Genomic DNA, 25,467 nt, shown 5'->3' on the forward strand with positions numbered 1-25,467 from the left:
CGGGAGGTGTGCCGTGCGCAGGCGTGAGTCGGCGGGCAGGCGCGGGCGGGCCTGGCGGCCCAGCCGCAACCAGTGGCGTATCGCCGTGTTCGTCGTCGCGATGCTCACCGTCATCTACGCCGGATCCGTGCCGAGACGGCGGTGACCACCACCGGGCTGATCATCACAGTTCTGGTCGTGGGGGCGATGGCCGTACTTGTCCTTCGAGGGCCGAGAACGAACCGCCGGTCCGGGCCTGAGCCCACCGATGCCCCGTCGTCCGCGCCGCGTCACCTGCCCTAATCCGCCCCACCCACCGCACCCAAGGACTGCCATGCTTGATGTCGTTGCGCCGCCACCCACCGAGGTGCCACAGGCGCCTGCCCGGATCGTGGTGGGCGTCTACCTGCGCAGCCTGCGCGAGGCGCGAGATATCACCCTTGAGGAGGCGGCCCTCGCCGCCCGAGCCTCGATCTCGGCCGTCAGCCGGTGGGAGCGGGCTGAGTCCTCCATCTCCCAGCATGCGTTGCAGAACCTGTTGCGCCACTACGGGGTGAGGGGGAAGCACGCCGACTACCTGCTGGTGAGCATGCCGCCGCAGTACTACGCCCGCAGCCAGCGCGCGGAGCAGGGGCTGGCCAGGCGCGCCCCGCACGACTACTGGGGAGACGTGGCCGGCGAAGAAGCGACGGCCCGCTACATCGCCGTGCGGCACAGGGCGAGCGCGATCGTCGAGTTCTGCATGCTGGTCCCGGCCGGCCTGCGCACGCAGGCCTACCAGCAGGCGCTGCTCGACCCCGCCGTGTGCACCACCCCGGATGAGCCGGTACTCGGGCTGCCGCGGTGGGTGCACCGCATCTCGAGGGCCGCGGGCCAGCAGCGGACAGTTCTGCTGGACGAGACGGTGCTCATCAAGGCGGTCGGGGGCCCTGCGGTGATGGCAAGGCAGCTGCGGTCTTTGGCCCACCTCGTCAGCAGCGAGGATGCGGCCGGTCAGGGACTGGCCGTCCGCATCCTGCCGATGAACACGGTCCTGTTCGTCCACACAGTCACCTCGCCGGCCGAGGTGACCGTCCACGGACACCGGCTGGTGACCACGCTCGGCCTTTTCCCCAGCTACGAGACCGGCTCCGGCGCCGCCAGAGCCGTGAGCGCCGGCCTGCGCGAAGCCGTCGGCGCCGCGTGCAGCCGCGAGGAGACGTACGAGCTGCTCGTGAACGCCGCCGAGGAGATGGAGCGGAGGGCCGCTTCATGACCGCCGCCCAGCTACTCGCCTTCCTGCTCGGCTCCCCTTCCCCTGCCCCTGCCATGGCCCGGCTCCTCATCCTCGACCAGGAGGCCTTCGACGGCCGTGTCCGTCGGGCACGCCACGCCGACGGAGCGGGCGCCGGCGTCCGGTGCGCCACGCACCTTGGGCAGCGTGGGGAGGCGCGACCGTGATCCCTCCGCACTACTTCCAGCAGCCGGTCCTGGCACGGGTGCAGGACCACCTCGACGGCGGGACGGACAACTACGCCGTCGACCGGGCCTTCGCCCGAACGCTCCTCACGGTCGCGCCGTGGCTGCCGGCCAGCGTGCGCATTAACCGCGGCCACTGGCTCCGGGTCCTGCACTACCTTACGCGAGGACTCGGTATCGATCAGGTCATCGACCTGGGCTGCGGCCTGCCGCACGATGACCACCGCCAGCTGCCCGACTCGGTGCGCCGCATCGTCTACGTCGACAACGACTGCGTCGTTGAGGGGCACGCGCGGATGATCCTGGCCGAGCGCGCCGGTACCGCCTCGCTGCTCGCGGACCTGACGGACGTGCCCGCCCTCCTGGCGGCCGCGCCGATCCAGCAGTTCGACCATGACCGTCCGATCGGGGTGCTGCTGCACGACGTCGTGCCGTGGCTCGATGACGACACCGCCCGCACTGTCCTGGCAGCGCTGCGTGCCCTTCTCCCCGCGGGGTCCGTGCTCTCCCTCACCCACGCCACCGGCGACTTCACGCCCGCAGGCCAGATGGTGCGGCTGACCGAGGTCTGCCAGGACGCCGGGATCTTCTTCCGGCCCCGCCCCGGCACGGTCATCGAGGCCTTGCTCGCTCCGTGGACCCTGCTGAGCGGTTGCGGGCTCGTGACCACCGCCACCTGGCAGCCTCCTGGCGCCGCCTTCAACCGGCCGCTCAGCCAGCACGCCGGGCTCGACCAATCCCACGGCTACGCCGCACTCGCCACGACCGGAGACCCCACCACATGACCACCCCGCTCACCAGCAGGCGCCCGCGCATCGAGGACTACGCGCTCATCGGCGACATGCAGACCGCCGCCCTGGTCGGCCTCGACGGCAGCATCGACTGGCTGTGCCTGCCCCGATTCGACTCGGCCGCCGCGTTCGCCAGCCTGCTCGGCACCGACGAGCACGGCTTCTGGCGGATAGCGCCCGCCGCCCCCACGGGCGCGCCCGCCGCGCGGGCGGCGCGCCGCCGGTATCGGGGGGAGACGCTCATCGTCGAGTCCGAGTGGGACACCGCCTCCGGCACGGTCCGTCTCATGGACTTCATGCCTCCCCGGGAAGGGCACGCCCCGCAGGTGATCCGGATCGTCGAGGGCGTCACCGGCACGGTGGAAATGACGTCGACGCTCTCCCCGCGTTTCGGCTACGGCCAGCGCCTGCCGTGGATTTTTGACGAGAGCGGGCGTACTGCGGCGGTGTCCGGGCCGGACGCGCTCTGGCTGGATGCGCCCGCCCCCGGCGCGGACAAGGACGGCGCCGTCCAGCACCGCTTCACCCTCACGGCCGGCGCCCGCGTCGCCTTCGCGCTGAGCTGGCAGCCCTCCCACGCCCCCGCCCCCGAGGTTCCCGACGCCGACGCGGCCCTTGCGCACACGAGCGCGTTCTGGCAGGAGTGGGTGGGCCAGCTGGTCTACGACGGCCCGTATCGCGAGGCCGTCGTCAGGTCGCTGATCACGCTGAAGGCCCTCACCCACGCCACCACCGGCGCGATCGTCGCCGCACCCACCACCTCCCTGCCCGAGGAGCTGGGCGGGGTGCGCAACTGGGACTACCGGTACGTCTGGCTGCGGGACGCCGCGGTCACCCTGTCCGCGCTGCTGCGGACCGGCTACCGCGACGAGGCCGTGGCGTGGCGTCGGTGGCTGCTGCGCACGCTCGGCGGCGATCCGCACAACCTGCAGATCATGTACCGGCTCGACGGGCGCCGGGACATTCCGGAGCGGGAGCTTCCGTGGCTGCCCGGCTACGCGAGCTCCAGCCCGGTCCGTGTCGGCAACGGTGCGGTGGACCAGCTCCAGCTGGATGTGCCCGGTGAGGTCATCGAGACGCTCGCTTTGGCCCACGAGTACGGCGTCGCACGCTGCGAGAGCACCGAGAGCCTGATCCTGAAACTCGTCGACTACGTCCGCATCAACTGGCGTCAGCCCGACGACGGGATCTGGGAAGTGCGCGGCGGCCGCCGTCACTTCACCCACTCCAAGATCATGTGCTGGGTGGCCGTCGACCGCGCGGTCCACCTCACTGACCAAGGAGTCCTCGACGCGGACCTTCACGAGCTGGTGCGCCTGCGTGAGGAGATCCACGCCGAGGTGTGCGAGCGCGCCTACGACCCGGTCCGCAACACCTTCACCCAGTCCTACGGCTCGACGGAGCTGGACGCGGCGCTCCTGCTGCTGCCGCACACCGGATTCCTGCCGGCCGACGACCTGCGGGTGGTTGGCACGGTGGACGCCGTGCGCAGGGAACTGGCCCCAGACGGCGTGCTGGTCCACCGGTACCCGACGGCCGGGCGGGACGTGGGCATGGACGGCCTGCCGGGCGGCGAAGGGGCGTTCCTGCTGTGCTCCTTCTGGCTGGTCGACGCCCTCGCGCTCACCGGCCGACTCACCGAGGCCGAGCAGCTGTTCGAGAAGCTGCTCACGCTTCGCAGCGACACCGGTCTCCTCGCGGAGGAGTACGACCCGCACGGCAAGGGGCAGGTGGGCAACTTTCCGCAGGCCTTCTCCATGTTGGGCCTGGTGAACTCGGCCGCCAGGTTGCAGGAGTTGCGGAAGGCGGCTTCCCGGCCGGTGGTGGCCGCGTGAGCAGCCGATTGAACACGCCTCGCCACCTGTGCGGTCCGCGCGCGTTAGCCCACCGGGGTGCCGGCAGCCGGATGGGGCGAACGCCGTGCGTGCCGCCGGGCCGTGGCCGTTCGGCGGATCCGGACGACCCGCGACCGCGCCGATGCCCCCGCCCCTTGTCCACCGTCGACCCCCACGTGTGAGGAGCCCCATGCTCGATCCCCAGGTGACCGTCACCGCCCTGCTCGGTGCCGGCCTCGTCGCCACGTCGGCCGGACTCATAGCCCAGTCGCGCGGCAAACGGTTGCTGGCCGCCCAGGCCGTATCGCTGAAAGAGCAGCGCGATGCTGCGGCCGCGCACTCCAGCGCCGTTCAAGCGGAGGTGGGGCACTTCGCCGAAGCGACGATGCCCGCCCTGGTGGACGTCCTCGCCCGCGGGCACCGCGGCGTGGCCGTCCCGAGCCTGAGCCAGGAGCAGCTCGCCGGCACGCCCGTCGAGCAGGCACTCCAAGCAGTAGGGCGGTCGCTGAAGGAAGCCGTCGCCGTCACCCGGCAGCAGATCGGGCAGGCGGCACGGTCCTCGGTGCGCGACATCATCGACGAGGCACAGACCCGGCTGACCCGCTGTCAGATGATGGTCCTGCAGGAGATGGACCGCCACCCTGACGGCACCGCGTACCACGAGAGCCTGATGAACATCGACCATCTGGTCACCCAGGCCCTGCACACCCTGCAGCGCACGCGGATCCTGACCGGATCGTGGCCCGGTCTGCAGCGCGCGGACTGCACCGTGAGGGAGGTCGTCGAATCGGCCCGGGGACGGATCAGCGACTACCGGCGGGTGACCTACACCTACGAGCCGGGCACCGGGGAGACCTGGTTGGAAGGGCGCATCGTCGAGCCGGTCACCGTCGCACTCACGGAGCTGCTGGCCAACGCCGCCGCCTACTCCGACGGCACAGTCTTCGTCCAGGTGCAGCCGTTCCAGACCGGGTACTGCATCGTCGTCGACGACGGCGGCCTGGGCATGAACGCCTTCCAGCGCGAGGAGGCCGCCCAGCAGCTGGCGCAGCACGACGTGCTGGACGTCACCACCGTCACGGACACCGGCCGGCTCGGATTCGCCGTCATCGGCCGCCTCGCCGGCGAGTACGGGTTCGCCGCCGATGTCACCAGCACCTCCCCCTACGGCGGCGTACGGGCCGTGCTGCGCATCCCGCGGGATCTGTTCGGCATCGGCCCCAGCGATGAGGACATCGAAGCCGAACGCCGCGCGGCGATGACCGCACCCACCGAGCCGGCCCCCACCGCTGGCCTGCCCGCACGCCCCGGGGACAGCCACGCCCCGGCCGGCGAAGGAGCGGTCGGCGCGGGACTGCCGCAGCGGCGCCGGCGCACCCCCCGTCCGGCAGCCCCCGTCCGTGACAGCGCGCCGGCGCCGGCGGACGACCCCGACACGTTCTCCGCCAGCCTCGCCCACCTGGGGCGCACCATCCACGACACCGAGACGCAGCCCATCGAAGGAGACCACCCCCATGCCTGAGCAGCAGCCCACCGCCGACACGCACGACATGTCCTGGGTCCTCAACAAGCTCGCGCAGGAGAAGGGCGTATTGAACGCGGTGCTCCTGTCCTCGGACGGTCTAAGGCTGGCCACGTCCGAAGGACTCGACCGCGACGTGGCCGACCGCACCAGCGCCAGCGTCTCGAGCCTGTTCTCTCTGGGCCGCAGCCTCACCGAGTTCGCCCAGGCACCACAAGACGAGACTCCCCGGAAGATGATCCTCGACCTGCCCGACCGCTGCGTCCTCATCTTCAGCGCCGGACACAACACCGTGCTCGCGGTCGCGGTCGGCGAGGACATGACCAAGCCCGAGGTCGCGGTTGTCACAGCGGCAACCATCAAGGCCATCCGGGCCCTGAGTGCAACGCTGTCCGCGCGAGCGCGGACCGCGTCCAGGACCTCGTGACTCCCCGCGGCCGGCGGCGTGCTGGGATGGTGCGGCCCTACACACCCACCGGGGGCCGGGCCGCACCCACCCGCCGCACCCTGGACCTGGCCACGCTCCTGATCGCCGATCCGGACAAGCCCCTGGCCGGACTGGACGCCCACTGCCAACGGCTGATGCAGCACTGCTTGCCCGGCGTGCTGTCGCTGGCCGAGGTGAGCGCTGACCTGCAGCTCCCGGCCGCCGTGACCAAGGTCCTGGTCGCATCCCTCGTCGACAGCGGCCACCTGATCAGCCGCAACCCCGTCCCCGCCGCGCAGCAGCACGACCAACAGCTGCTGGAGAGGATCCTCAATGCGCTCCACAAACTCTGAGGGCCACTACCTGGCGCCCGGGGTCGAGCAGTCCGTGAAGGTCGTCATCCTGGGCCCGTTCGCCGTCGGCAAGACCACCCTCGTCGCAGCCGTCTCTGAGATCCGCCCGGCCTCGACCGAGGAACGCATGACGAAAGCCGGCGAGGCCATCGACACCCTGCAGGGCCTGTCGGACAAGGCCACCACCACGGTCGCGCTCGACTTCGGCCGCCTCACCCTGACCGACGACATCGTGCTGTACCTGTTCGGCGGCCCCGGCCAGCCCCGCTTCAGCTACATGATCGACGAGCTGATGCAGGGCGCGCTCGGCGGCGTGGTGCTGGTCGACACCTCACGCCTCACCGAGTCCTGGGACGCCATGGGACGCCTGGAGGAAGCCGGCCTGCCCTACGTCGTCGCCGTCAACGCCTTTGCCGACTCCCCCCGCTACGGCGAGAACGAGCTGCGCCAGGCCCTGGACCTCGCCCCGTCCACCCCCTTGGTGGAGTGCGACGTGCGGCGCAGGGAGTCGGCGAAGAAGCCGCTGATCGCGCTCGTCTCCCACCTGCTCTCCCGCCCCCGCCTGGAGCCCGCCCCATGACCATGCCGCCCCCGCTGTCCGCCAGCGGCTGCCCCATGCTGCACGGCGCCACGTTCGCCGCCCGCCCGGCCGCCGTCTACGACCAACTGCGCACCCAGGGCCCGGCCGCATGGGCCGAGATCGCCCCCAACGTGCACGCCCTCGTCGTCACCCAGCACCGGGCCGCGATCACCCTCCTCAACGACTCCCGCACCTACTCGAAAGACTCCCGCCGGTGGACCGCGCTGGCCAGCGGCCAGGTCCCCCACGACAGTCCGGTGCTCGGCATGATGGCCTGGCGGCCCTCCGTCCTCTACACCGACGGCGACGACCACGCCCGCCTGCGCTGGGCGATGGACGACTGCATCGCCCGGATCGACCCCCACCGGCTCCGGGACATCACCCGGCGCAGCGCGCTGACCCTGATCGGCCGCGTCATCGGCCAGGGCCACGCCGACCTGATGGCCGACTTCGCTGACGTCGTGCCCATGCTCGTCTTCGCCGAACTCCTGGGCTGCCCGCCCGAGATGACCGGCCGGATGGTGCACGCCTGCCAAGACCTCATCAGCGCCGGCCCCCAAGCCGCTCGCGGCGCAGCGGACTTCGCCGGGCTGCTGTTCGAGCTCATCCAGCTGCGCCGCACCCGGCCCGGACAGGACCTCACCTCCTGGATGATCAACCACGCCGCGAAGCTGAGCGATGACGAAGCGCTCCACCAGCTCTTCTGCGCCGTCGGCGCCGGCGTCATCCCCGTCGCCGCCTGCACCGCCTGGACCCTGCACCTGCTCCTGCGCGACGACGAGTACGCCGGCAGCCTCGCCGCCGGCACCCTCACCGTGCGCCGGGCCCTGGAAAAAGCGCTGTGGCAGCGCTCCCCGATGGCGAACTTCTCCGTCCACTTCGCCCGCCACGACACCACCCTGCACGGGGCGTACATCCCGGGCGGGGTGCCGGTCCTGATCTCCCACGCCGCCGCGAACACCGACCCGGCACTGCCGCACGGCCTCGGCTACGACAACCGCGCCCACCTCGCCTGGTCGGCCGGACCGCACCGCTGTCCCGCGATCTCCCAGGCCACCACGATCGTGCAGACGGCCGTCGAGACGATCCTCGACCAGCTCTGGGACATGACGCTGACCGACGAAAGCCCCGACCCGCTCCTGCGGCACGGCCCCTTCCACCAGTGCCCGCAGTCGATGCCCGTCACCTTCCGCCCCAAAACGGAGAGCCGTCTTCCCGCCACTGCCCTCACAGGAGGTATCTCATGACCACCAACCCCGCCCCCGCCTCGGCCGTGGCCCTCGACAGCAGCGGCGGCCGCCGCCTGTTCGCCCAAGTGGACGCTCTGCGCGCCGCTGGCCCGGCTGTCCGCGTGCGCATGCCGGACGACGTCACCGCCTGGGCCGTCACCCGCGGCGACATCGCCAAACAGCTCCTGACCCACCCCCACGTCTCCAAGGACGCCCGTGCGTCCTGGCCGTCCCACACCCCCGGCTCCATACCGTGGCTGTACCCGTGGGTGGACGTCGTGAGCATGTTCACCTCCGACGGCGCCGACCACCAGCGCCTGCGCCGCCTGGTAGACCGCGCGTTCACCCCCGCCCGGATCGAATCGATGCGCCCGGCCATCCAGGCCATCGTCACCGACCTCCTCGATGACCTGCAGAAGCAGAACCCCACCGCCCCACTCGACATGCGCGCCCACTTCTCCTACCCGATCCCCACCCGGGTGATCTGCGACCTCTTCGGAGTTCCCGCCGACCAGCGCCCCCAGATGCTGCGCGTCATCGACTCCGTCCTCACCACCGACGTCACCGCCTCTGAGGCCGAAGACATCAACGCCGCCCTCGCCGCGGCCATGCAGGCCCTCATCGACACCAAGCGCAGCCATCCGGGCGAGGACATGACCAGCCTGCTGCTGGCCACCCACGAGGAGGACGGCGACCGGCTCAGCCACACCGAACTTATCTCCACCCTGATCCTGATGATCGGCGCCGGCAGCGAGACGGCCGTCGCCCTCATCAACGCCGCCGTCCGCGAACTCCTCGCCCACCCCGACCAGCTGACCACCGTGCTGGCCGACCCGGAACGCTGGAGCGACGTCATCGAAGAAGCGCTCCGCCTGCACCCGCCGATCATGTTTCTGCCCCTGCGCTACGCCACCGCGGACATCGACCTGGGCGACGGCGTCGTCATCCGGGGAGGCGAAGCGATCATCATCGGCTTCGGCGCCCACGGCCGTGACCCCGGCGTCCACCAGGACCCCGACGCCTTCCGCATCGACCGCGCCGACAAGCAGCATCTGGCCTTCGGCTACGGCATCCACTACTGCCTGGGCGCCCGCCTGGCCAAGCTCGAAGCCGAAGTCGCGCTGCCCGCCCTGTTCCAGCGCTTCCCCCATCTCACCCTGGCCTGCGCCGTCGAGGACCTCCAGCCGCAGTGCTCCTTCATCGGCACCGACGTCACCGCGCTGCCCGTCGTACTGCAGCCCACGCCGTAGAAGCTGGCGCTCACGTCGCCACGGAGCCACCCCGACCCCCGGGTGTGCCCTCCCGCCTCCCGCCCGTCGTTGACCCAGGACCTGTTGATGACCACCGCCCTGAACAGACCGACCCTCACCCAGCAGCAGCGTCGCATTGCCGCGCGCCTCGTCTACGGCGCCTCCAACGCGACGATCGCCCGCCAGGTATGCCTCTCCGTGGACGGGGTGGCCAGCCACCTCAGCGCGGTACGCAAGAAGATGGGGTGCCCCGGCTCCTCGCCCGCCGTCCTCTTGCATGCCCTGCTCACAGCCCGGGAAGTCCCGCCGCCCGCCAGCGTCGGGCCCGCTCCGGCCTTCACCGAGCACGAACGGAAGGTCATCCGGGCGATCGCCGAGCACACCGGCAACGAGGACATCGGCACCACGATCGGCGTGCGCGCCAGGGACGTGCGAACCGAAATCGACGCCGTCGTCGACAAGGCACATGCGCGCAACGCGACCCACCTGGTCGGCCTGGCCCACATCTGGGGCATCCTCGGCGCCACCGCGACACCCTGTCCCCGGGAAGCTGCCACGCCGATGGCAGGACGGGCATGATGAGCGTCAAGGGCACCAGCCGCGTGCCGACGGCCGACAGCACCGCCGTGAGGCCGGCGTACGAATTGCTGCCCGTTGTCACCGGCGCCGCGAGGGCGGAGGCCGCAGCCCTCGCGGAAGACACCGCCCGCCAGCTCGCGGAGCAGTGCGCCAACCATCCCACCGGCCAACTGGTTGACCTGATCCGATCGCAGGCAACGGTGCTCGGCCTGTACGAAGACGGTGTCCTTGCCGGCTGCCTCGTCGCGCACCCGAACTCTGACATGAGGCACTGGGGCGCACACGGCCGCGGCCGCGGGCTTTGCGTGTCTCTCATTCCGCCTGTCCCAGGGCGCAACGAGCAGTCGGGGCGGCTGCTGACTCTGTGGCTCGCGGACCACGCGGCACGAAACGGACTGGAGTGGGTCTGGTGGGAGATCCCAGCCACCGTTACCAGCACGAAGGGCACAACACTGCTGAATGCCCTGCGGGACCTTGGATGGGACGGCCTGCCAGCCGTCCGCAGCACCGCAGGCGAGCATGTGGTGCGTCTGCGACTGCGGGCCGAGCTGCGCGGCGCGCTCCCCGCGGTGATCTCCGCACCCGACACAGCCCTGCCCAGGCCGGTGGTGAGTACGTGATGAGAACCCACATGCCTGCAGGGCAAAGCTCGTGTCAGGGTTTCGATCCTCTCAACGACAAACCCTGACATCACGATTCGCCGAAGTCGTTGCTGATGACAGAGGGCTACCAGGAGGCTGTGCACAGTGAATGTCAGCGAAGTCCGAGGGATGGATGACATGCGCTTACCGCAGGTGCGGGTGACGGTGAACTCCCGCTGCAAGAGAAGCTGCTTCTACTGTCGGCCGTCGGGGGAGGCGGTGGCCACCGAGGCGGGCACTGACCTGGATCCGGACCGTCTCATCACCGTGGCGTCCGTGGTGCGGGCCCAGGGCGTCGACGGGATCAAGCTGACCGGGGGCGATCCGGCCCTGTACGAGCCGCTCGTCGAGGTGGTGCGCCGCTTGCGGCAGGAAGCGGGCATGCGCGAGGTCGAGGTGATCTCCCGGCACCCGCGGATCGGTGAGCTCGCCCCGGCCCTGGCCGAGGCCGGGGCGACGCTATTCAACGTGTCGCTGGACACCCTGGATGCCGGCCTGCACAAGGAGATCTGCGGTGTCGACGACCACGCCGAGGTCCTCACCGCGATCAGGCGCTGCGTGGCCACGGGCGTGCAGGTGAAGGTGAACGTGGTCGTGATGTCCGGGATCAACACACCGGAGATCGAGCGGCTGATCGCGTTCTGCGAAGACGCCGGAGTCCACAGCGTGAAGCTGCTGGACGTCATCAAGGACCTCGGTGAGAGCAGCGAGAGCTTCACGCGGCGGCTGGAGATCAAGCGGAAGGTGCAACTGCCCGACCTGTACGTGCCGCTGGAGAAACTGGCAGGCGAACTGCGGACCCGAGCGGTCGACGAGGAAGTCGTGCAACAGGGCGGGCTGGGCCACCCCATGACCGTGTTCACGTTGCCGTCGGGCACGAAGGTCGTCATCAAGGACTCCTCGGCCGGCGCCTGGTACGGGGCGGTGTGTCGAGGCTGCCCCCTCTTCCCCTGCCACGACGCCCTGATGGCCCTGCGGCTCACCGCGGACGCCCGGCTGCAGTTCTGCCTGCTACGCGAGGACGTCACCGTCGACCTCGCCGGGCTGCTGGACGCCGGCGACACCGCCGGGATCCACAACCACATCGAGGCGGCCTTCGAGATGTACGCCGCGGCCGCCTTCCGCAGGGACGACACGAAGCCCACAGAGCTGACGGGGGCGAGCCGGTGACCACATTCCTGGGCCTGCCCGCACTGTCCGTCCCTCCCCAACCCGCTGCCGGCGCCCAGCCGGGCGCCGCGACCGATCCGATCGCGGGCCGGCCGACCGTGATCCTCGCGTACCCGAAGATCGACCACGAGAAGGACTACGTCTACCACTGGATGCCGTTCTCGCTGCTCACACTCGCCAAGCCGCTGCTCGAGAGCGGTCTGGTGAACGTCGTCCTCTTCGACGGCAACCAGCGCGACAAGCAGGCGTGGGAGGCGTTCCTGGACGAGCACCTGGACGCCGCGGTGTGCATCGGGGTGAGCATCATGACCGGCGGCGGGCAGATCGGCCACGCCCTGGACATGGTTCACGCGGCCAAGAAGCGGGCCTCGTGCCCGCCGGTCGTCTTCGGCGGCCCGCACGTCAACGTGCTCTCCGAGCAGACCGCCGTCCACCCGCTCGTGGACGCGGTCCTGACCGGGCCCGGGCAGAACTCCATCCTGCAGTACGTGCAGTCGCTCCTGGGCCGCCTGCCCCGCCGCCTGGTCCCGGGCCTGCGGATCGACGACGGCGAGCAGGTCCTTACAGGCAAGCCGAACCCGCCCCGGACCGGGATCCTCGGCGCCTACCCGTGGTCGCTGCTGAATGTCGCCGACTACATCCGAGACGACCCGACGGTGGCCACCCGCACCCTGAACTACGTGAGCTCCCAGGGCTGCGTCTACAAGTGCGACTTCTGCTACGAGAAGATCTACAAGCGCAAGTACTCGGCGATGCTCGCCGGTGACCTCCTCGACGACATCGCCGACCTGAAGCAGCGCTTCGGGATCAACGGAGTCAAGTTCTACGACGCCGACTTCTTCGTGAACCTGCAGCGTGCGATGGGCTTCTGCGACGGACTGGTCGAACGCGGGCTGGACCTGCGGTGGGCGGCCAGCATCAACCCGAACGACATCCTCAAGGCCCGCAAGAAGGGCCTGCCGCTGCTGGAGCGGATCGCCGAGAGCGGCTGCTCGCGGCTGCTGATGGGCGTGGAATCGGGCAACGACCGCGTGCTGGAGGAGGTGGTCAAGAAGGAGATCACCCGGGAGAAGATCCTCGACGTCGCCGCCGACATCGCCGCCCACAAGATCCTCGGCTCCTACACCTTCATCGTCGGCTTCCCGGGAGAGACCGACGCGGAGGTGGAGGACACCTACACCCTGATCGAGGAACTGCGCCAGCTCGACCCCGTGCCGGAGACCCGCGTGCACCTGTTCGCCCCCTACCCGGGCGTGGGAGAGCTGTGGGACAAGGCGGTCGCGATGGGCTTCGAACCGCCCGACTCCCTGGAGGACTGGTCGAGGTTCGACTACTACACCTCCCTGACCCCTTGGACCAGTGAGGAGACCGCCGCCCGCGCCCGGGAGGCGACCCGCATGCGGCTGGCCCCCGCCCGCTGACACCCCCTACTGTCACCCCCAGCACCCGCCTGGCTACCCCAGGTACTGGGGTGGTCCGTCTCTGTTAGGAGAGCACCTTGTCCGCCCGTCTCCTGCCCGCGCCCCTCACCAAGGGCGGCCGCGTCGGCGTCGTCACCGTGTCCGCTCCCGAACCGGCCGCACATCCCGACATCTTCGAGCGAGGCCTGGACCGTCTGCGCAGCCGCGGCTACGAGCCCGTCATCGCATCGCACGCCGCGAACCGCGACGGCTACCGCGCCGGCAGCGAGACGCAGCTTGTGGACGACTTCCACGCCTTCATCGCCGACCCCGACATCGACGCGGTGGTGTGCGCCGGTGGCGGCAAGAGCGCCAACCGGCTGCTGCGCGGCCTGGACTACGAGCTGATCGCCGAGCACCCCAAACCGATCGTGGGGGTGAGCGACCCGAGTCTGCTGCTGAACGCGATCACCGCCCGCACCGGCCTGATCACCTTCCACGGCCCCGCCGTGCTGTGGGACTTCGGCGCCGAGGAACCGCCCGCCGCGACGGGAGACCACTTCGCCGCGGTCCTGGCCGGCGACGCCGCGGCCGCGCGCATCGACGCCCCGCTGACCTGGGCGCGCACCGGCACCGCCCGGGGGCATCTGGTCGTCGGCTGCCTGTCCTCCCTGCGCTGCCTGCTGGGCACGGTGTGGGAGCCGGACTGGAACGGCGCCGTGCTGGCGTGGGAGGACGCCTTCAAACCGGTCGAGCAGCTGGACCAGGCCCTGACGCACTTTCGCGACCGCGGTGTCCTCGACCAGATCGCCGGCATGGTCGTTGGCGAGCTGGTGAGCTGCGAGCCCTCCGGCGGCGTGTCGGCGCACGAGATGGTCATGGACCTGTGCGCCGAGTACGACTTCCCCGTCGCCTTCGGACTGCCCTTCGGCCACACCCCGCTCAAGCACACCCTGCCCATCGGCTCGGAAGCTCTCCTGGACTCCGATGCCGCCCATGGCCTGACCATCACCTCACCGTGGACCGCGCAGGGAGGTGAGGAGGGGTGACGATCGCCCCGGACCAACGGCGCCTGTACGGGACCCTGCTCAAGCAGCACCCCGCCGAGAGAGACCTGCTGCTGACGAAGGCGGACCTGATGCGGGCCATGCGCGCGTGGCTGTACGAGACCGGATACACGGAGGTGGCCGCCCCCGTCCTGTGCGCGGCCCGGGAGAGCGCACCGATCCCGCAGTTCTCCACCAGCCATCCGCTCACCGGCGAGGCGTACCACCTCAAGCATTCGGCGGAGGAGCACCTGAGGCGCCTGGTGATGAGCGTGGACCGCGTGTACGACCTGGGTAAGGCCATCCGGGCCGAGCGGGCGGATGAGACCCACGCGATCGAGTTCACCATGTTGCAGACCGCCGCCCGGGACATCTGCCTGGACGACGGCATCAGGCTGGTGACCGAGCTGGTCCAGCACACCGTGACGGCCGCGTTCGCGTCGTTGCAGACTCCGGGCGGGGTCGACTTCTCCGTCATCGCCCGCCGCGCGGTCGACGACGCGATCGCCGAGGCGCTCGGCGTCGGCCGCGCCCCTGAGGGGGCCGAGCTTGTTGCGGCGGCGCAGGCCTGGCTCAAGGGCCATGGCCTGCCGGCCGGTGGCTCGCCGTGGGCGGTGATGGAGGAGTTCGTCAAGCATGCCGTGGAGGCTGCTGTCACCACCCCCGTCGTGCTGTACGGCTTTCCCTACGAGCTGCGTCACAACTCCCGCGTCGACGACCGCGGGCGGGCCCAGCGGTTCTCCCTGATAGCGGCCGGCGTGGAGCTCTGCGACGGCGGGGTGAAGCTGCGGACCGCCGATGACTACCGGCCGATGGTGAAGACCAACATCGCGTTGCGTACCCAGCTCCACGGCGTGCCGGCCGACGAAGGGCCGGTCGACTTCTTCGCCGACATCGACTATGACCCGGCGGACGTCTTCACCTTCGGCCTGGGCATCGAACGGCTGCTGGCGCTGTGCACCGGCCGGACCGTGTTCGAGACCCTGACCTTCCCCTACCACTAGAGGATCCGACGTGTCCGAGCCCACCTTGCGCGCGGTGGTGATCACCGAAAGCCTCACCGGCGGAGCGCTCCCCGCGGCGTTCTCCGGCCTGGAGGACCGCCGCTACGCGCATCTGCTGGACGAGCAGACCCCGATCGAGATCATCGAGCTCACCGTGCCGGCCGACCGAGCGCCAGAGCTGGCGCTGGAACTGGCCGCCGTCCTGAAGCCTCGGCTGTTCTACGCGCACCTGCTGGACGGCGAGCGCATGCTGGTCGCGTTCCCGCACACCGTGGTCGCCATCCGGCGCGGCGATGCGGCGGCCATCGCCCACGCTCAGGCCGTGGGATCCCTCTTCGGCATTCCCGACGAGCAGATGCGCTTCGCCGAGATGTTCGACACCGACCACCCCGACGCCCCCGCACAGCCGGAGGCCGCGGCCCAGTGACGTCTCACCCGTCCTCCAGTGCCCCGCTGGCCGTTGTCACCGGCGGCAGCGGGGCGCTAGGCACCGCGATCCGCAGCCGCCTGACAAGTGACGGCTGGCGCGTCATCTCCACTTACCGCACCCGCGCGTCCGAGCCCGCCCCTCCCGCGGGGCACACCACCTGGGTGCGGTTCGACACCGCCGACGACACCTCCACCGGGGCGCTGCGCGAGGCAGTCGCCGCCCAGCCGGGCCGGCTGCACGCGGTGTTCGCCTGCGTCGGAGCGCCCTCCAGCAAGCGCCCGGTCGGCGAGACGTCCCTCAGCGAGTTCGCAGCGGTCCACGAGGCCAACGTCCTCAGCCTGGTGAGCACGTGGCACGCGGTGGCCGACCGCGCCCGCCGCGACAGCACCGCTGTCTTGGCAGTCGGCTCCGACGCCGGACAGGCCGCCCGCGCGAACAACGGCCCTTACAGCGCGGCGAAGGCGGCCCTCGAAGCCCTCGTCACCACCCTGGCCAAGGAAGAGCACCCGCACGGCGTCCGAGTCAATCTGATCGCCCCCTCGCTCATCGACTCCCCCCTCGCCGCGCACGTCATGGCCCTCAAGGGTGTCACCGACCCCGACGAGTACTTCGCACAACTGCCCTGGGGCCGGCCCCTGGCCCTGGACGAAGTCGCCGCGGCCTGCATCGAGTTCGCCACCGCCGCGCACTGGTCCTACGTCACCGGTCAGGTCTACCCGCTCGGAGCACTGCGCTGATGGTCGACCCGGCCCGGGCCCGCCAACTGGGTATCGTCCACGTGCTCCGCAGCCGCACCACCGTGCCCGCACGGGACCTCGCCAGCCGCTTCGGCGTCTCCGAACGCACCATCTACCGCGACATCACCGCCCTCACCGCTCACGGCATCCCGATCCAGGCCACGCCCGGCAAGGTCGGCGGCTACCGCCTCGCACCCGAGAGCGCCCTCGACCCCCTCACCATCGACTCCGACCACGCCCTGCGGCTGTACGTCCTCGGCTTCCTCGACACTGCCGACCAGAGCGCGAGCGCGGAAGAACGCGCCCGCACCGCAGGCGTCAGCGACAGCGTCCAGGACGTCATCCGCCGGCTCGCCCAGCGCATCCACTTCGACACCGCCGACTGGTACTGGCGCGACGAAGGCTCCGGCCACCTGCCCGTCCTGCGCACCGCCATGCTCACCGCGACCGCGCTCGAGGCCACCTGGCGCACCAAGGACGGCCGGCACAAGACCGGTCTACTCAAACCCTACGGAGCGGTGTGGAAGGCCGGCGAGTGGCACATGGTCGCCGCCCACCCCACCGGCGCCCCGGCCCGCTTCCGGCTCAACCTGGTCGACCGGCTCCAGCCCACCGACCTCACCTTCGCCTACCCCGAGGACTTCTCCGTCCGCGAGTGGTGGCAGCAGACCATGGAGGAGTACGGCAAAGGCGACGTCCGCGTCTCCCTGCGCGTGGCCCCCGCGGCCCGGGACGAACTGCTGCGCCTGAGCCTGAAATCCACCTCCCGAGTGAACGAACACGACGACGGCTCGCTGACGATCGTCCTGTTCGTCGACCGCTGGGCATGGCTCATCCCCCTGGTCACCAGCTACGGTCCCGACGTCGAGATCATCGAACCGGCCGAACTGCGCACCGCAGTCATCGCCCAGTTACGCAGCACCCTCGCCGTCTACGACCGTGCCGTCCCTACCGGCCCCGCCCCGCCGGACGGCCTCCCCCACGACGACTCCCGACTCCGAACCACCCACGGCCGCCACCCAGGAGCATGACGTGCGCCCCACCCCCCTCGACCACACCGACACCCTCGAACTGCCCGTCACCGGCGACGGCCCGTTCAACGCCCTGCACACCTTCTGGAAACCGTCCCACTACCTCACCGGCCTGGAAGCCCACACCGAAACCCGCAGCTGGCGCACCTTCCGCGTCGACGACCTCGTAGCCGGCGTACGGCTGCGCGCCGAGGACCGCACCGTGATCGCCGACGTCTACACCGACGGCGACTACAAGCCCGCCCACCGCGAACACCTCACCCGCCGGCTCATCACCTCCTACGGCCTGGACGAGAACCTCGCCGAGTTCACCGAACTCGCCGCCGGGGTACCGCAGATGCGCGACGTCCTGCGCGATCTGTCCGGCATGCGGCAGTCCTGCCCCGAGGACCACTTCGAGATCGCCGTGATCGCGCTGCTGCTGCAGAACGTCACCATCCACCGCACCACCCAGATGACCCGCAACCTCCTCGTCCACCACGGCCGCCTGGTCCACTTCGACGGAATCACCCTGCGCGCCTGGTTCACCCCCACCGAGATCGCCCAAGTCACCCCCGAGACGCTCAAGGAGCAGGACCGGCTCGGCTTCCGCGCCAAGAGCCTGCCCCACTACGCCGCGTTCTTCCGTGAGCACACCACCGAAGACCTCCAAGCGGCCGACGACCTTGGCGAGGCCGTGCAGCAGATCAAGGGCGTGGGCCCCTACACCGCCGCCGTGATCGCCTCGCACGCCTCCCGGGACCCGGCCGCCTTCGGCATCGACGTGTGGAACCGCAAGATCCTCGCCCGCCGGCTCCTCGACGCCGACGACGCGGCACCGGAAGCCGTCACCCGGCGCCTGAACCAGCTCTTCCCCGGCCGCGCCGGAACCGCAGGCCTGTACTTCGTCGAGCACGAGTACCTCAACGCCCCCGTCGCTCCACTCCTCGACCCGGACGGCATCGACGCCTGGAACGAGACCCTGGAGAACCCCGCGCGCTGACTCCCCGGCCCCGGTCAAGGGCAGCCGCGCCCGGCGCCGCTGCCTCCCCAGCCATGCCCTCACGACCGCAGGGCAAGTCCACGAACGGGTGACACGAAGCGTTCGAGTGTCCCCCGGCACCCGCCGAGCCGCACTGAAGCGCCACCTACCCCTCAATAGAACCTTTGTCCACGATCTGCCCCGGGCCTGCCCGTTACGGGTCCATCCGGGGGCCGTTGTTAGAGCACCAGTACCCCTCGCGCACCCATCTGGAGGACCCCGTGAATCCCGTGCCCGTCCTCGTGAATCCTCCCGCCGCATTCGAACATCTCCAGCTTGCCGTCCCGCACCTGGTGCGGACCCGACGCCGGGTTGACGCCCTTCGCAGCGCAGCACGACCGGATACGAGGTGGGGGGCATGAACGACATCAGTGATGCAGACGGCATCCGACAGAGCGCGGTCCCCGCCCCGCGCGGCGCCGAACTTCCGCTGCCGCCCGCCGCCGTGCCGGCCGGACCGCACGACGGGGACATCGCCGACGGCCTGGAGGAGACGTACTGGTCCGTGTACGACGGCGCCGCGTCCAAGGCCACGGTGGGGCAGATTCTCGCGCGTCTTCCGCGAATCGTGCGCCAGATCGGCCGGCTTGCCTGGGCCGCGGACCGGACCGCGACCCTCGCGGTCGTGGTCCTGCAGCTGGCGTCGGCCGCGATGACTGCATTCGGGCTCATGGCCTCGGTGGCGGTACTGCGGGAGCTGTTCGCCGAGGGGCCCACGCCGGGCCGGGTGCGCGCGGCCATCCCCCAACTCGCCGTCGTGGTCGGCCTCCTGGCCGCACGGGCGCTCCTGGAGGCGGGCGTCGCCGTCGCCCAGGCCCGGGTGACACCGAAGATCCGCACCGCGCTGGAGACGGAGTTCCTCACCCTGACCGCCCATGTGCGGCTCGAGGTCGTCGACGACGCGGACTGGCACGACGAGGCCTACCGGGCCAACGACCGCGGCCTGTTCTACGCGAGGCAGATCGTCGGCCAGGTCGTCTCCCTCGCCGCCGCACTGCTCGGGCTCGTCGGCACCGCCAGCGTCTTGGGCGTCCTCCACCCCGCCCTGCTGCCCCTGCTCCTGCTGTCCGTGCTGCCCGTCGGCGCGGCCGCCGTACGCACCGCCCGCGCCCGCTTCCACAGCTTCAAGCGGTGGAACACCCTGCAGCGCAGAGTGCGGGTCTTCTCCTGGCTGCTGCTGGAGCGGGACGCCGCCGCCGAGCTCCGCTCCGATACCGCCCAGGGCGCGCTGCTGGAGGAGCACCGACGGCTGACCACACGGATCGCCGAGGAGGACACCCGCCTGGGCGTGAGCTCGGCCGGGCTGACCCTGGCAGGCCGGGCCGTCGGCGGGATCGGCACCGGCATCACCTACACGGCGCTCGGCGCCATGCTGATCGCTGGTTGGCTGCCCCTGGCCGCCGGCGCGGGCGCGGTCCTCGCCATCCAGGCCGCCCAGTCCTCGCTGACCCGGCTCGTCGACGTCTCCCACCTGGTCTACGAGCACGCCATGTGGGTGAACGACCTCCTGGCGTTCCAGGAACGCTGCCGCACCCTCCAGCCGCGCCGCAGCGGGCTACCCGCCCCCGAGACGGTGAAGACCATCACCATGGACGACGTGTCCTTCACCTACCCGGGTAAGGACACCCCGGCGCTCAACGGCATCTCCATGACGCTGCACGCCGGTCAGACGGTCGCGTTCGTCGGCGTCAACGGCTCCGGCAAGTCCACCTGCGCACGGCTCCTCGCCGGGCTGTACGAGCCCCAGGACGGAGGCACGGTCCGCTGGGACGGCGTGAACGTACTCGACATGGACACCGAGTCCTTGCAGGCTCGGGTGGGCTGCGTGCTCCAGGACCCGGTCCGTTTCCCGTTCAGCGCGCTGGCCAACCTGACTGTCTCCCGGGGCACCCTCACCGAGGCCGACCCGCAGCGGGCCCTGGACGCCGCACGGGCCTCCGGCGCCGAGCAGGTCATCGCCGCACTGCCCGGCCGGTGGGAGGCGCTGCTGTCCAAGCGGTTCCGCGGCGGTCAAGAACTGTCCGCCGGCCAGTGGGCGAAGGTCGCCGTCGCCCGCGGCCTGTACAAGAACGCTCCCGTCCTGCTGCTGGACGAGCCGACCGCCAGCATGGACCCCCGCGCCGAGCACGCCGTGTACGAGGCGGTCCTGCGGGACAACCCGCGCCCCGACCAGATCACGGTGCTGATCTCCCACCGTCTGGCGAGCGTCGTCGCCTGCGACCGCATCTACGTCTTCGACGGCGGCCGCGTCATCGAGAGCGGCACCCACCAGGAGCTGATGGACCTCGGTGGCGAGTACGCCGGCATGTTCACCCTCCAGGCCGCCGGCTACACCGCCGAGGCCGGGGAGGCGGCGTGATGCCCGACCACGCACGCCCCCATCTGGCGCCCTCTGGGGCCTGGCCGGAGAACTTCACCAGGCACCGTCGGGGCACCAACTGCCCGATGTGCGCGAACGACTTCGCCGCCGACGACATCGGCTGGGGCCTCCTTGTCCGGCGCGGAGAGGTCAGCAACTCCTACCTCTGGCGCAGCGGGCAGGTCCGCGGGTACGCCGTCGTGATCTACACCGGCCGTCATGTCGCCGAGCCCACCGAGCTGGACGAGGGGGGGCGGCCGCGTTCTGGCGCGACGTCCTCGCCCTGGGCCGCGGCGTGGAGGCGTTCTACGAGCCGCTGAAGATGAACTACTTGCTGCTGGGGAACCGCATCCCGCACGCCCACTGGCACTGCGTTCCACGCCGCGAGAACGGAGCGGACCCGGCTCCGGGCGGGCCACTGCCCTTCGAGGCGCTCGATCTCGGGCGCCAGGACGAGGAGCAGCTGCAGGCGGATGCCCGGGCACTGCGTCAGCTGCTGGCCGACGCGGACGGCCGGCCGGGGGTGGGGCGATGAGCGGCGTCGAGTCGGACGTGATGGTCGTGGCGGGGATCCTGCCGCTGTTCTACCGGATCATCCCGACCGCGGTCGGCGAGGGTCCTGCGGGGACCGCGACCCGCAATTACGTGGCCCGGGACAACGAAGGCGGACGGTGGTTCGTGAAGGCCTACCCGGCGGGCACCGATCTGGAGGCGGAGCGCCAGGCGCTGGAGCTCAGCCAGTTCGCGAGGCTCGGCCGGATCCCGGTGCCGGTGGTGCGGCAGACCCTGGACGGTGACCTCATCGCGGCCGCCGGCGGGATGGCGGTGTCGGTCGCGGCGTTCGTCGAGAACGCGAAGACAGCGGAGGGCGGCCTGTCCGGCGACCGGTGGGCCGCGGTGGGCGAGACGGTCGGCCGCCTGCACCGGACCCTGGCCCGGCACCCGGCCGGGCCTCCGCGCCGCGTGCCCGCCCGGGAGGTCTGCGATGTGAAACGGGCCCGGCAGCGCCTTGGCCGGCTGCTCGCCCTCTTGGCCAAGAGGCCGCCCGCTACGGGGTTTTCCGCCTGGGCACGCGAGACCGCCGCCCGGCGGCTCGACGCACTGCCCGCTGTAGCCGCCATGGTCAAAGAGCTGCCGGCGTCCTTGACCGTGCAGGTCGTCCACGGCGACCTGGCCTCGCCCAACCTGCTTCTGCGCGGACAGCAGGTCGCGGCATTGATCGACTTCCGGCCGCCCGGTCACCGCAGCCCCGCCTGGGAGCTCGGGCGGATCGTCCTGGACCCGCGCACCGTTCTGGCACAGCCGCAGTGGCCCACCGGCCTCACCGAAGCTGTTGCTGCCTACCGGGCGGCCAACCCGGCGCTGCCGGCCGAAGAACTCCTCGCGGTACCTCGGATCGCCGCCGGGTACCTGGCGTGCTCGGTGTATCCCCTGGCCGAGGTCGTCGACGACCCGGCCGCCGTCACCCCCGAACTCGAGGCATACGGCCGCAACCGGCATGCGGCCATGTCCGAGCTGTGCGAGCGCCTGTCGGAAGCCGAGGAGGTGCTCCATGACCTCCTCCACTGACCCCTCCGCGTCTTCCGGCGCCCGGCCGTCGCTGTGGCGGCACCGCGACTTCCGCCGCTACCTGACCGGGCAGGCAGCCAGCGTGACCGGCAGCTCGATCAGCAGCATGGTGATCCCCGTACTTGCGGTGCTCGAACTCGATGCGACCACCGCCGAGGTCGCCTGGCTGACGTTCCTGGGCCAACTGCCTCCCGCGCTGCTGGCGTTGCACGCCGGGGCCCTGGCCGACCGCCACTCCAAACGGAAGCAGATGATCACCGGCGACCTGGTCAGCGCCGCCGCGCTGGCCAGCGTGCCCGTGGCGGCCGCGCTGGACCGGCTGTCCCTGACCCAGCTGATGGTGGTCGCAGCGGTGCAGGGCGCGGCGGGGGTGCTTCACGACGCCGCCGCGATCAGTCTCCTGCCTAGCCTGGTCGACCGGTCCCTGCTCCAGCGGAGCAACAGCCGCATCGGCGCTCTCTTCGCCGTCGCCGCCACCGCAGGCAGCAATCTCGGCGCCGCCCTGACCGCGCTCCTCGGCCCGGCCCGCGCCCTTCTCGGGGACGTCCTGTCCTACCTCGTCAGCGCCTGGTGCACCGCCCGCATCCAGTCCCCCGAAAGCTCCCGGCCGGCAGCACAAGACCGCCGGCTGCACACCGAGATCGGTGAGGGCCTGCGCTACGTGAACGGCGACCACCGGCTGCGCACACTCACCCTCGTCAACGCGACGACGTCGTTCGCCCTGGCGCTCCTCAATACCTTGTGGGCGCTGTACCTGCTCCGGTCCCTCGCCATGGGCGCGACCGCCTTCGGTGTGATCCTGGGACTCGGGGCGCTGGGCGCGGCGGCCGGGGCGCTGACCGCCCCCTCGCTCGCGGCGCGGTACGGGCCCGGGCCGATGATGCTCGCCGCGCTCGCGATCACCCCGCTCGCCCAGATCCCTCTGCTCCTCGCCTCCTCGGGCCTGGTCTGGCAGGTCGCCATCGGTGCCGCCCTCTTTCTTCAGCTAGCTTGTGCCGGGGCCGCGGGGACGACCCAGCGCACCATTCGCCAGGTCGTCACCGCCGACGGCATGCAGGCCCGCATGCAGGCCGTCAGTACCTGGCTCACCTCCGGTGCACGACCGGTGGCCGCGCTCCTCGCAGGCGGGCTCGGCACGTGGATCGGCGTGCGCCCCACCCTGGCCGCCGGTACCTGCCTCCTCGTCGCTCCCCTCGTGGTTCTCTACCGCTCCCCGCTGCGCAGCCTGCGGGAGATGCCCGGCTCGCCCGCCGCGCCCCCTCCTTCCGGGGCCGCCCTCGCGCAACCAGCGCCATCACCGCGTGAACCGGCTGTGCCCCAACCTGCAGCGCCGGGGGATGTGCGGCACGACCGCTCGCCGGGAGGAGGTCCGTGAGCACGGCCCCGACCCCATCCCGTGCGCCTCGACGCATGCCGCTCCCCTCACACCACGCCCACGCCCTGCCCCGCACTTCCCGAGGTGATCACGTGCCGCCTTCCCGCTCCCATATCCGCGCGACCATCGAGACCTATCTCGCCCGTCATGCCGAGGAACGTGAGGCACTGGACGGGCTGCTGGCTGTCCTCGACGGCGCCGGTGAGCCGTCCAGCCGCGCCACGCTGCCCGCGCACATCACCTGCAGCGCGGTAGTCATCGACCGCGACCGTCGCGTGCTGCACATCCGCCACCGGGCGAGCGGGCTGCTCCTCGCCCCCGGCGGCCATGTGGAGGCGGGCGACCGTACGCTCCTCGCCGCGGCCCTGCGGGAAGTGTGCGAAGAGGCCGGGATCCATCCCGGCGACCTCTACCTGACCCCGCAGTTCCTCGATGCGCCGATCGACGTGGACGTCCACGACATCGACGCCAGTCCGGCCAAGGACGAGCCCGCCCACCTGCACTTCGACTTCCGCTTCGTCTTCTACCTCGCGGCCGCGCAGCCCCCGGCGCTGGCCCTGCAGGATGAGGAAGTCGCCGACGCGCAGTGGCTCCCGTTCGCCGATGTGCGCTCCCCTACGCTGCGGGCCAAGCTCCTGGACGCCGAGGCGGAAGGCCTCGACGGACAGCCGGAGCCCGTCAACGCCAGCGCCTTGATCCACGACAAGGCCGGCCGATACCTGCTCCATCTGCGCGATGACCGGGACGGCATCTGGGAGCCGTGGACGTTCGCCCTCCTCGGTGGTGGACGTGAACCAGGGGACTCCTGTCTGGAAGCGACCCTGCGCCGGGAGCTCGCCGAAGAGGTGCCCGGCCTGGAACCGGCCGGCCTGACGCCGTACGCCGTGGAGGAGGCCACCGGTGTCGACGGCCTGGCGGTGCCCATCGTGGTCTACGCGGGCTGCTGGAACGGTGATGCAGACACGGTGGAGCTCCGCGAAGGTGTCCTGCTGAAGTGGTTCACCGTCGACATGCTCGACCGGCTCCGGCTCAGCCCCGGACTCGCCGACCTGATCCGCCGCCACGCGGCCGAACACCCCGCCGTGGAAGTTCCGGAGGCTGCCCGTCCAGTGCCTGGCGAGGCCCCGGCCGGGACCGCGCTGCACGTCGTCGGCGTCCACCTCCACCTGGAGCGCGACGGCAAGGTCCTCCTGGGGCTGCGGCATCCGGACTCCGCATACGCGGGCAGATCGTGGCACGCCCTCGCCGGACACCTGGAGGCGGAGGCGGCGACCGCCGGTCTTGCCCGCGAGGCGTTCGAGGAGGCCGGGCTGGTCATCGATCCGGCCGACCTCGAGCTCGTCCACACGGTGCACACCATGGACCGGCCCGGAGCCCGGCCGAGAATCCAGCTCTTCTTCCGCCCCCGCCACTGGGAGGGCACCCCCGAGGTACGCGAACCCGACCGGTGCCTCGCCTGGCAGTGGTGGGACGCGAAGGACCTGCCGGAGCCGATCGTCCCCTACACCCGTGTCGCGATCGAGGGCATCCGGGCCGGCCGCTCCTACAGCGAGCTGGGGTGGGAACGTTGAGCGGCTCCGCGGCGATCGGTGCCGCCTACGCCGCCCATTCGCGCGGCACGCGGGGACGCCTGCTGCAAGCGTCTCTGGCCGGCCGCCTGACCGTCATGCCCGCTGCGCCA

Annotated in this window: 25 protein-coding genes; all 25 read left to right on the forward strand. The window is 71.1% G+C overall.

Going from position 1 to position 25,467, the window contains the following annotated elements; all coding sequences use genetic code 11:
* Positions 1–313: 313 nt before the first annotated feature.
* Entirely contained in the window at positions 314–1,234 is a 921-nt protein-coding gene (locus ABZV94_RS16825; RefSeq protein WP_356341059.1) for a Scr1 family TA system antitoxin-like transcriptional regulator, read from the forward strand.
* Between the two features lie 181 nt (positions 1,235–1,415).
* Positions 1,416–2,222: an SAM-dependent methyltransferase gene (locus ABZV94_RS16830; protein WP_356341061.1), complete on the forward strand. Its 807-nt coding sequence runs from the start codon at positions 1,416–1,418 to the stop codon at positions 2,220–2,222.
* The gene (locus ABZV94_RS16835) at positions 2,219–4,063 is read left to right on the forward strand and encodes a glycoside hydrolase family 15 protein (protein WP_356341063.1); all 1,845 of its coding nucleotides are present in this window, start codon (positions 2,219–2,221) and stop codon (positions 4,061–4,063) included. The genes ABZV94_RS16830 and ABZV94_RS16835 overlap by 4 nt, the downstream gene beginning before the upstream one ends.
* 190 nt (positions 4,064–4,253) lie before the next feature.
* Positions 4,254–5,585, forward strand: a complete 1,332-nt coding sequence (locus tag ABZV94_RS16840) for a histidine kinase (protein WP_356341064.1) — start codon at positions 4,254–4,256, stop codon at positions 5,583–5,585.
* Positions 5,578–6,012, forward strand: coding sequence for a roadblock/LC7 domain-containing protein (locus ABZV94_RS16845; RefSeq protein WP_356341066.1), 435 nt, complete (start codon positions 5,578–5,580; stop codon positions 6,010–6,012). The genes ABZV94_RS16840 and ABZV94_RS16845 overlap by 8 nt, the downstream gene beginning before the upstream one ends.
* 26 nt (positions 6,013–6,038) lie before the next feature.
* Positions 6,039–6,365 carry a DUF742 domain-containing protein gene (locus ABZV94_RS16850; RefSeq protein ID WP_356341067.1) on the forward strand — a complete coding sequence of 109 codons (327 nt, stop codon included), beginning with the start codon at positions 6,039–6,041 and terminating at the stop codon, positions 6,363–6,365.
* Positions 6,346–6,945: an ATP/GTP-binding protein gene (locus tag ABZV94_RS16855; RefSeq protein ID WP_356341069.1), complete on the forward strand. Its 600-nt coding sequence runs from the start codon at positions 6,346–6,348 to the stop codon at positions 6,943–6,945. The genes ABZV94_RS16850 and ABZV94_RS16855 overlap by 20 nt, the downstream gene beginning before the upstream one ends.
* Positions 6,942–8,192, forward strand: coding sequence for a cytochrome P450 (locus ABZV94_RS16860; protein ID WP_356341070.1), 1,251 nt, complete (start codon positions 6,942–6,944; stop codon positions 8,190–8,192). Before ABZV94_RS16855 ends, ABZV94_RS16860 begins: the two co-directional genes overlap by 4 nt.
* The gene (locus tag ABZV94_RS16865; RefSeq protein WP_356341072.1) at positions 8,189–9,424 is read left to right on the forward strand and encodes a cytochrome P450; all 1,236 of its coding nucleotides are present in this window, start codon (positions 8,189–8,191) and stop codon (positions 9,422–9,424) included. The genes ABZV94_RS16860 and ABZV94_RS16865 overlap by 4 nt, the downstream gene beginning before the upstream one ends.
* Before the next feature lie 87 nt (positions 9,425–9,511).
* Entirely contained in the window at positions 9,512–10,003 is a 492-nt protein-coding gene (locus ABZV94_RS16870) for a LuxR C-terminal-related transcriptional regulator (protein WP_356341073.1), read from the forward strand.
* Positions 10,000–10,623, forward strand: a complete 624-nt coding sequence (locus ABZV94_RS16875; protein WP_356341074.1) for a hypothetical protein — start codon at positions 10,000–10,002, stop codon at positions 10,621–10,623. Before ABZV94_RS16870 ends, ABZV94_RS16875 begins: the two co-directional genes overlap by 4 nt.
* 159 nt (positions 10,624–10,782) lie before the next feature.
* Positions 10,783–11,814, forward strand: a complete 1,032-nt coding sequence (locus ABZV94_RS16880) for a radical SAM protein (RefSeq protein ID WP_356341076.1) — start codon at positions 10,783–10,785, stop codon at positions 11,812–11,814.
* Entirely contained in the window at positions 11,811–13,235 is a 1,425-nt protein-coding gene (locus ABZV94_RS16885; protein WP_356341077.1) for a radical SAM protein, read from the forward strand. Before ABZV94_RS16880 ends, ABZV94_RS16885 begins: the two co-directional genes overlap by 4 nt.
* A 77-nt stretch (positions 13,236–13,312) precedes the next feature.
* Entirely contained in the window at positions 13,313–14,263 is a 951-nt protein-coding gene (locus tag ABZV94_RS16890; protein WP_356341078.1) for an LD-carboxypeptidase, read from the forward strand.
* The gene (locus tag ABZV94_RS16895) at positions 14,260–15,264 is read left to right on the forward strand and encodes an amino acid--tRNA ligase-related protein (RefSeq protein ID WP_356341080.1); all 1,005 of its coding nucleotides are present in this window, start codon (positions 14,260–14,262) and stop codon (positions 15,262–15,264) included. The genes ABZV94_RS16890 and ABZV94_RS16895 overlap by 4 nt, the downstream gene beginning before the upstream one ends.
* 10 nt (positions 15,265–15,274) lie before the next feature.
* Complete coding sequence (locus tag ABZV94_RS16900) at positions 15,275–15,691, forward strand: hypothetical protein (RefSeq protein WP_356341081.1); 417 nt, start codon at positions 15,275–15,277, stop codon at positions 15,689–15,691.
* The gene (locus tag ABZV94_RS16905; protein WP_356341083.1) at positions 15,688–16,431 is read left to right on the forward strand and encodes an SDR family oxidoreductase; all 744 of its coding nucleotides are present in this window, start codon (positions 15,688–15,690) and stop codon (positions 16,429–16,431) included. The genes ABZV94_RS16900 and ABZV94_RS16905 overlap by 4 nt, the downstream gene beginning before the upstream one ends.
* Positions 16,431–17,462: a WYL domain-containing protein gene (locus ABZV94_RS16910; RefSeq protein WP_356341084.1), complete on the forward strand. Its 1,032-nt coding sequence runs from the start codon at positions 16,431–16,433 to the stop codon at positions 17,460–17,462. Before ABZV94_RS16905 ends, ABZV94_RS16910 begins: the two co-directional genes overlap by 1 nt.
* 1 nt (position 17,463) lies before the next feature.
* Entirely contained in the window at positions 17,464–18,444 is a 981-nt protein-coding gene (locus ABZV94_RS16915) for an endonuclease III domain-containing protein (RefSeq protein WP_356341085.1), read from the forward strand.
* Between the two features lie 397 nt (positions 18,445–18,841).
* On the forward strand, positions 18,842–20,842 hold the full coding sequence (locus ABZV94_RS16920) for an ATP-binding cassette domain-containing protein (protein ID WP_356341087.1): 2,001 nt from the start codon (positions 18,842–18,844) through the stop codon (positions 20,840–20,842).
* Positions 20,842–21,162 (forward strand): hypothetical protein, encoded by a 321-nt coding sequence (locus tag ABZV94_RS16925; protein ID WP_356341089.1) that lies wholly within the window; start codon positions 20,842–20,844, stop codon positions 21,160–21,162. Before ABZV94_RS16920 ends, ABZV94_RS16925 begins: the two co-directional genes overlap by 1 nt.
* A 2-nt stretch (positions 21,163–21,164) precedes the next feature.
* Positions 21,165–21,377 carry a hypothetical protein gene (locus ABZV94_RS16930; protein ID WP_356341090.1) on the forward strand — a complete coding sequence of 71 codons (213 nt, stop codon included), beginning with the start codon at positions 21,165–21,167 and terminating at the stop codon, positions 21,375–21,377.
* Complete coding sequence (locus ABZV94_RS16935; RefSeq protein ID WP_356341092.1) at positions 21,374–22,411, forward strand: phosphotransferase; 1,038 nt, start codon at positions 21,374–21,376, stop codon at positions 22,409–22,411. Before ABZV94_RS16930 ends, ABZV94_RS16935 begins: the two co-directional genes overlap by 4 nt.
* On the forward strand, positions 22,395–23,786 hold the full coding sequence (locus ABZV94_RS16940; RefSeq protein ID WP_356341093.1) for an MFS transporter: 1,392 nt from the start codon (positions 22,395–22,397) through the stop codon (positions 23,784–23,786). Before ABZV94_RS16935 ends, ABZV94_RS16940 begins: the two co-directional genes overlap by 17 nt.
* Before the next feature lie 92 nt (positions 23,787–23,878).
* Positions 23,879–25,357 (forward strand): NUDIX domain-containing protein, encoded by a 1,479-nt coding sequence (locus ABZV94_RS16945; RefSeq protein ID WP_356341094.1) that lies wholly within the window; start codon positions 23,879–23,881, stop codon positions 25,355–25,357.
* The last annotated feature ends 110 nt before the right edge of the window (positions 25,358–25,467 follow it).

It is taken from the genome of Streptomyces sp. NPDC004658 (genome assembly GCF_040609555.1).
GTDB lineage: Bacteria > Actinomycetota > Actinomycetes > Streptomycetales > Streptomycetaceae > Streptomyces.

Bases quoted from the DNA above. Each gene is read 5' to 3' on its own strand.
- ABZV94_RS16825 (WP_356341059.1), top strand. From the start codon at position 314: ATGCTTGATGTCGTTGCGCCGCCACCCACCGAGGTGCCACAGGCGCCT.
- ABZV94_RS16835 (WP_356341063.1), top strand. From the start codon at position 2,219: ATGACCACCCCGCTCACCAGCAGGCGCCCGCGCATCGAGGACTACGCG.
- ABZV94_RS16840 (WP_356341064.1), top strand. From the start codon at position 4,254: ATGCTCGATCCCCAGGTGACCGTCACCGCCCTGCTCGGTGCCGGCCTC.
- ABZV94_RS16845 (WP_356341066.1), top strand. From the start codon at position 5,578: ATGCCTGAGCAGCAGCCCACCGCCGACACGCACGACATGTCCTGGGTC.
- ABZV94_RS16850 (WP_356341067.1), top strand. From the start codon at position 6,039: ATGGTGCGGCCCTACACACCCACCGGGGGCCGGGCCGCACCCACCCGC.
- ABZV94_RS16855 (WP_356341069.1), top strand. From the start codon at position 6,346: ATGCGCTCCACAAACTCTGAGGGCCACTACCTGGCGCCCGGGGTCGAG.
- ABZV94_RS16860 (WP_356341070.1), top strand. From the start codon at position 6,942: ATGACCATGCCGCCCCCGCTGTCCGCCAGCGGCTGCCCCATGCTGCAC.
- ABZV94_RS16865 (WP_356341072.1), top strand. From the start codon at position 8,189: ATGACCACCAACCCCGCCCCCGCCTCGGCCGTGGCCCTCGACAGCAGC.
- ABZV94_RS16870 (WP_356341073.1), top strand. From the start codon at position 9,512: ATGACCACCGCCCTGAACAGACCGACCCTCACCCAGCAGCAGCGTCGC.
- ABZV94_RS16875 (WP_356341074.1), top strand. From the start codon at position 10,000: ATGATGAGCGTCAAGGGCACCAGCCGCGTGCCGACGGCCGACAGCACC.
- ABZV94_RS16880 (WP_356341076.1), top strand. From the start codon at position 10,783: ATGCGCTTACCGCAGGTGCGGGTGACGGTGAACTCCCGCTGCAAGAGA.
- ABZV94_RS16910 (WP_356341084.1), top strand. From the start codon at position 16,431: ATGGTCGACCCGGCCCGGGCCCGCCAACTGGGTATCGTCCACGTGCTC.
- ABZV94_RS16920 (WP_356341087.1), top strand. From the start codon at position 18,842: ATGAACGACATCAGTGATGCAGACGGCATCCGACAGAGCGCGGTCCCC.
- ABZV94_RS16925 (WP_356341089.1), top strand. From the start codon at position 20,842: ATGCCCGACCACGCACGCCCCCATCTGGCGCCCTCTGGGGCCTGGCCG.
- ABZV94_RS16930 (WP_356341090.1), top strand. From the start codon at position 21,165: ATGAACTACTTGCTGCTGGGGAACCGCATCCCGCACGCCCACTGGCAC.
- ABZV94_RS16935 (WP_356341092.1), top strand. From the start codon at position 21,374: ATGAGCGGCGTCGAGTCGGACGTGATGGTCGTGGCGGGGATCCTGCCG.
- ABZV94_RS16940 (WP_356341093.1), top strand. From the start codon at position 22,395: ATGACCTCCTCCACTGACCCCTCCGCGTCTTCCGGCGCCCGGCCGTCG.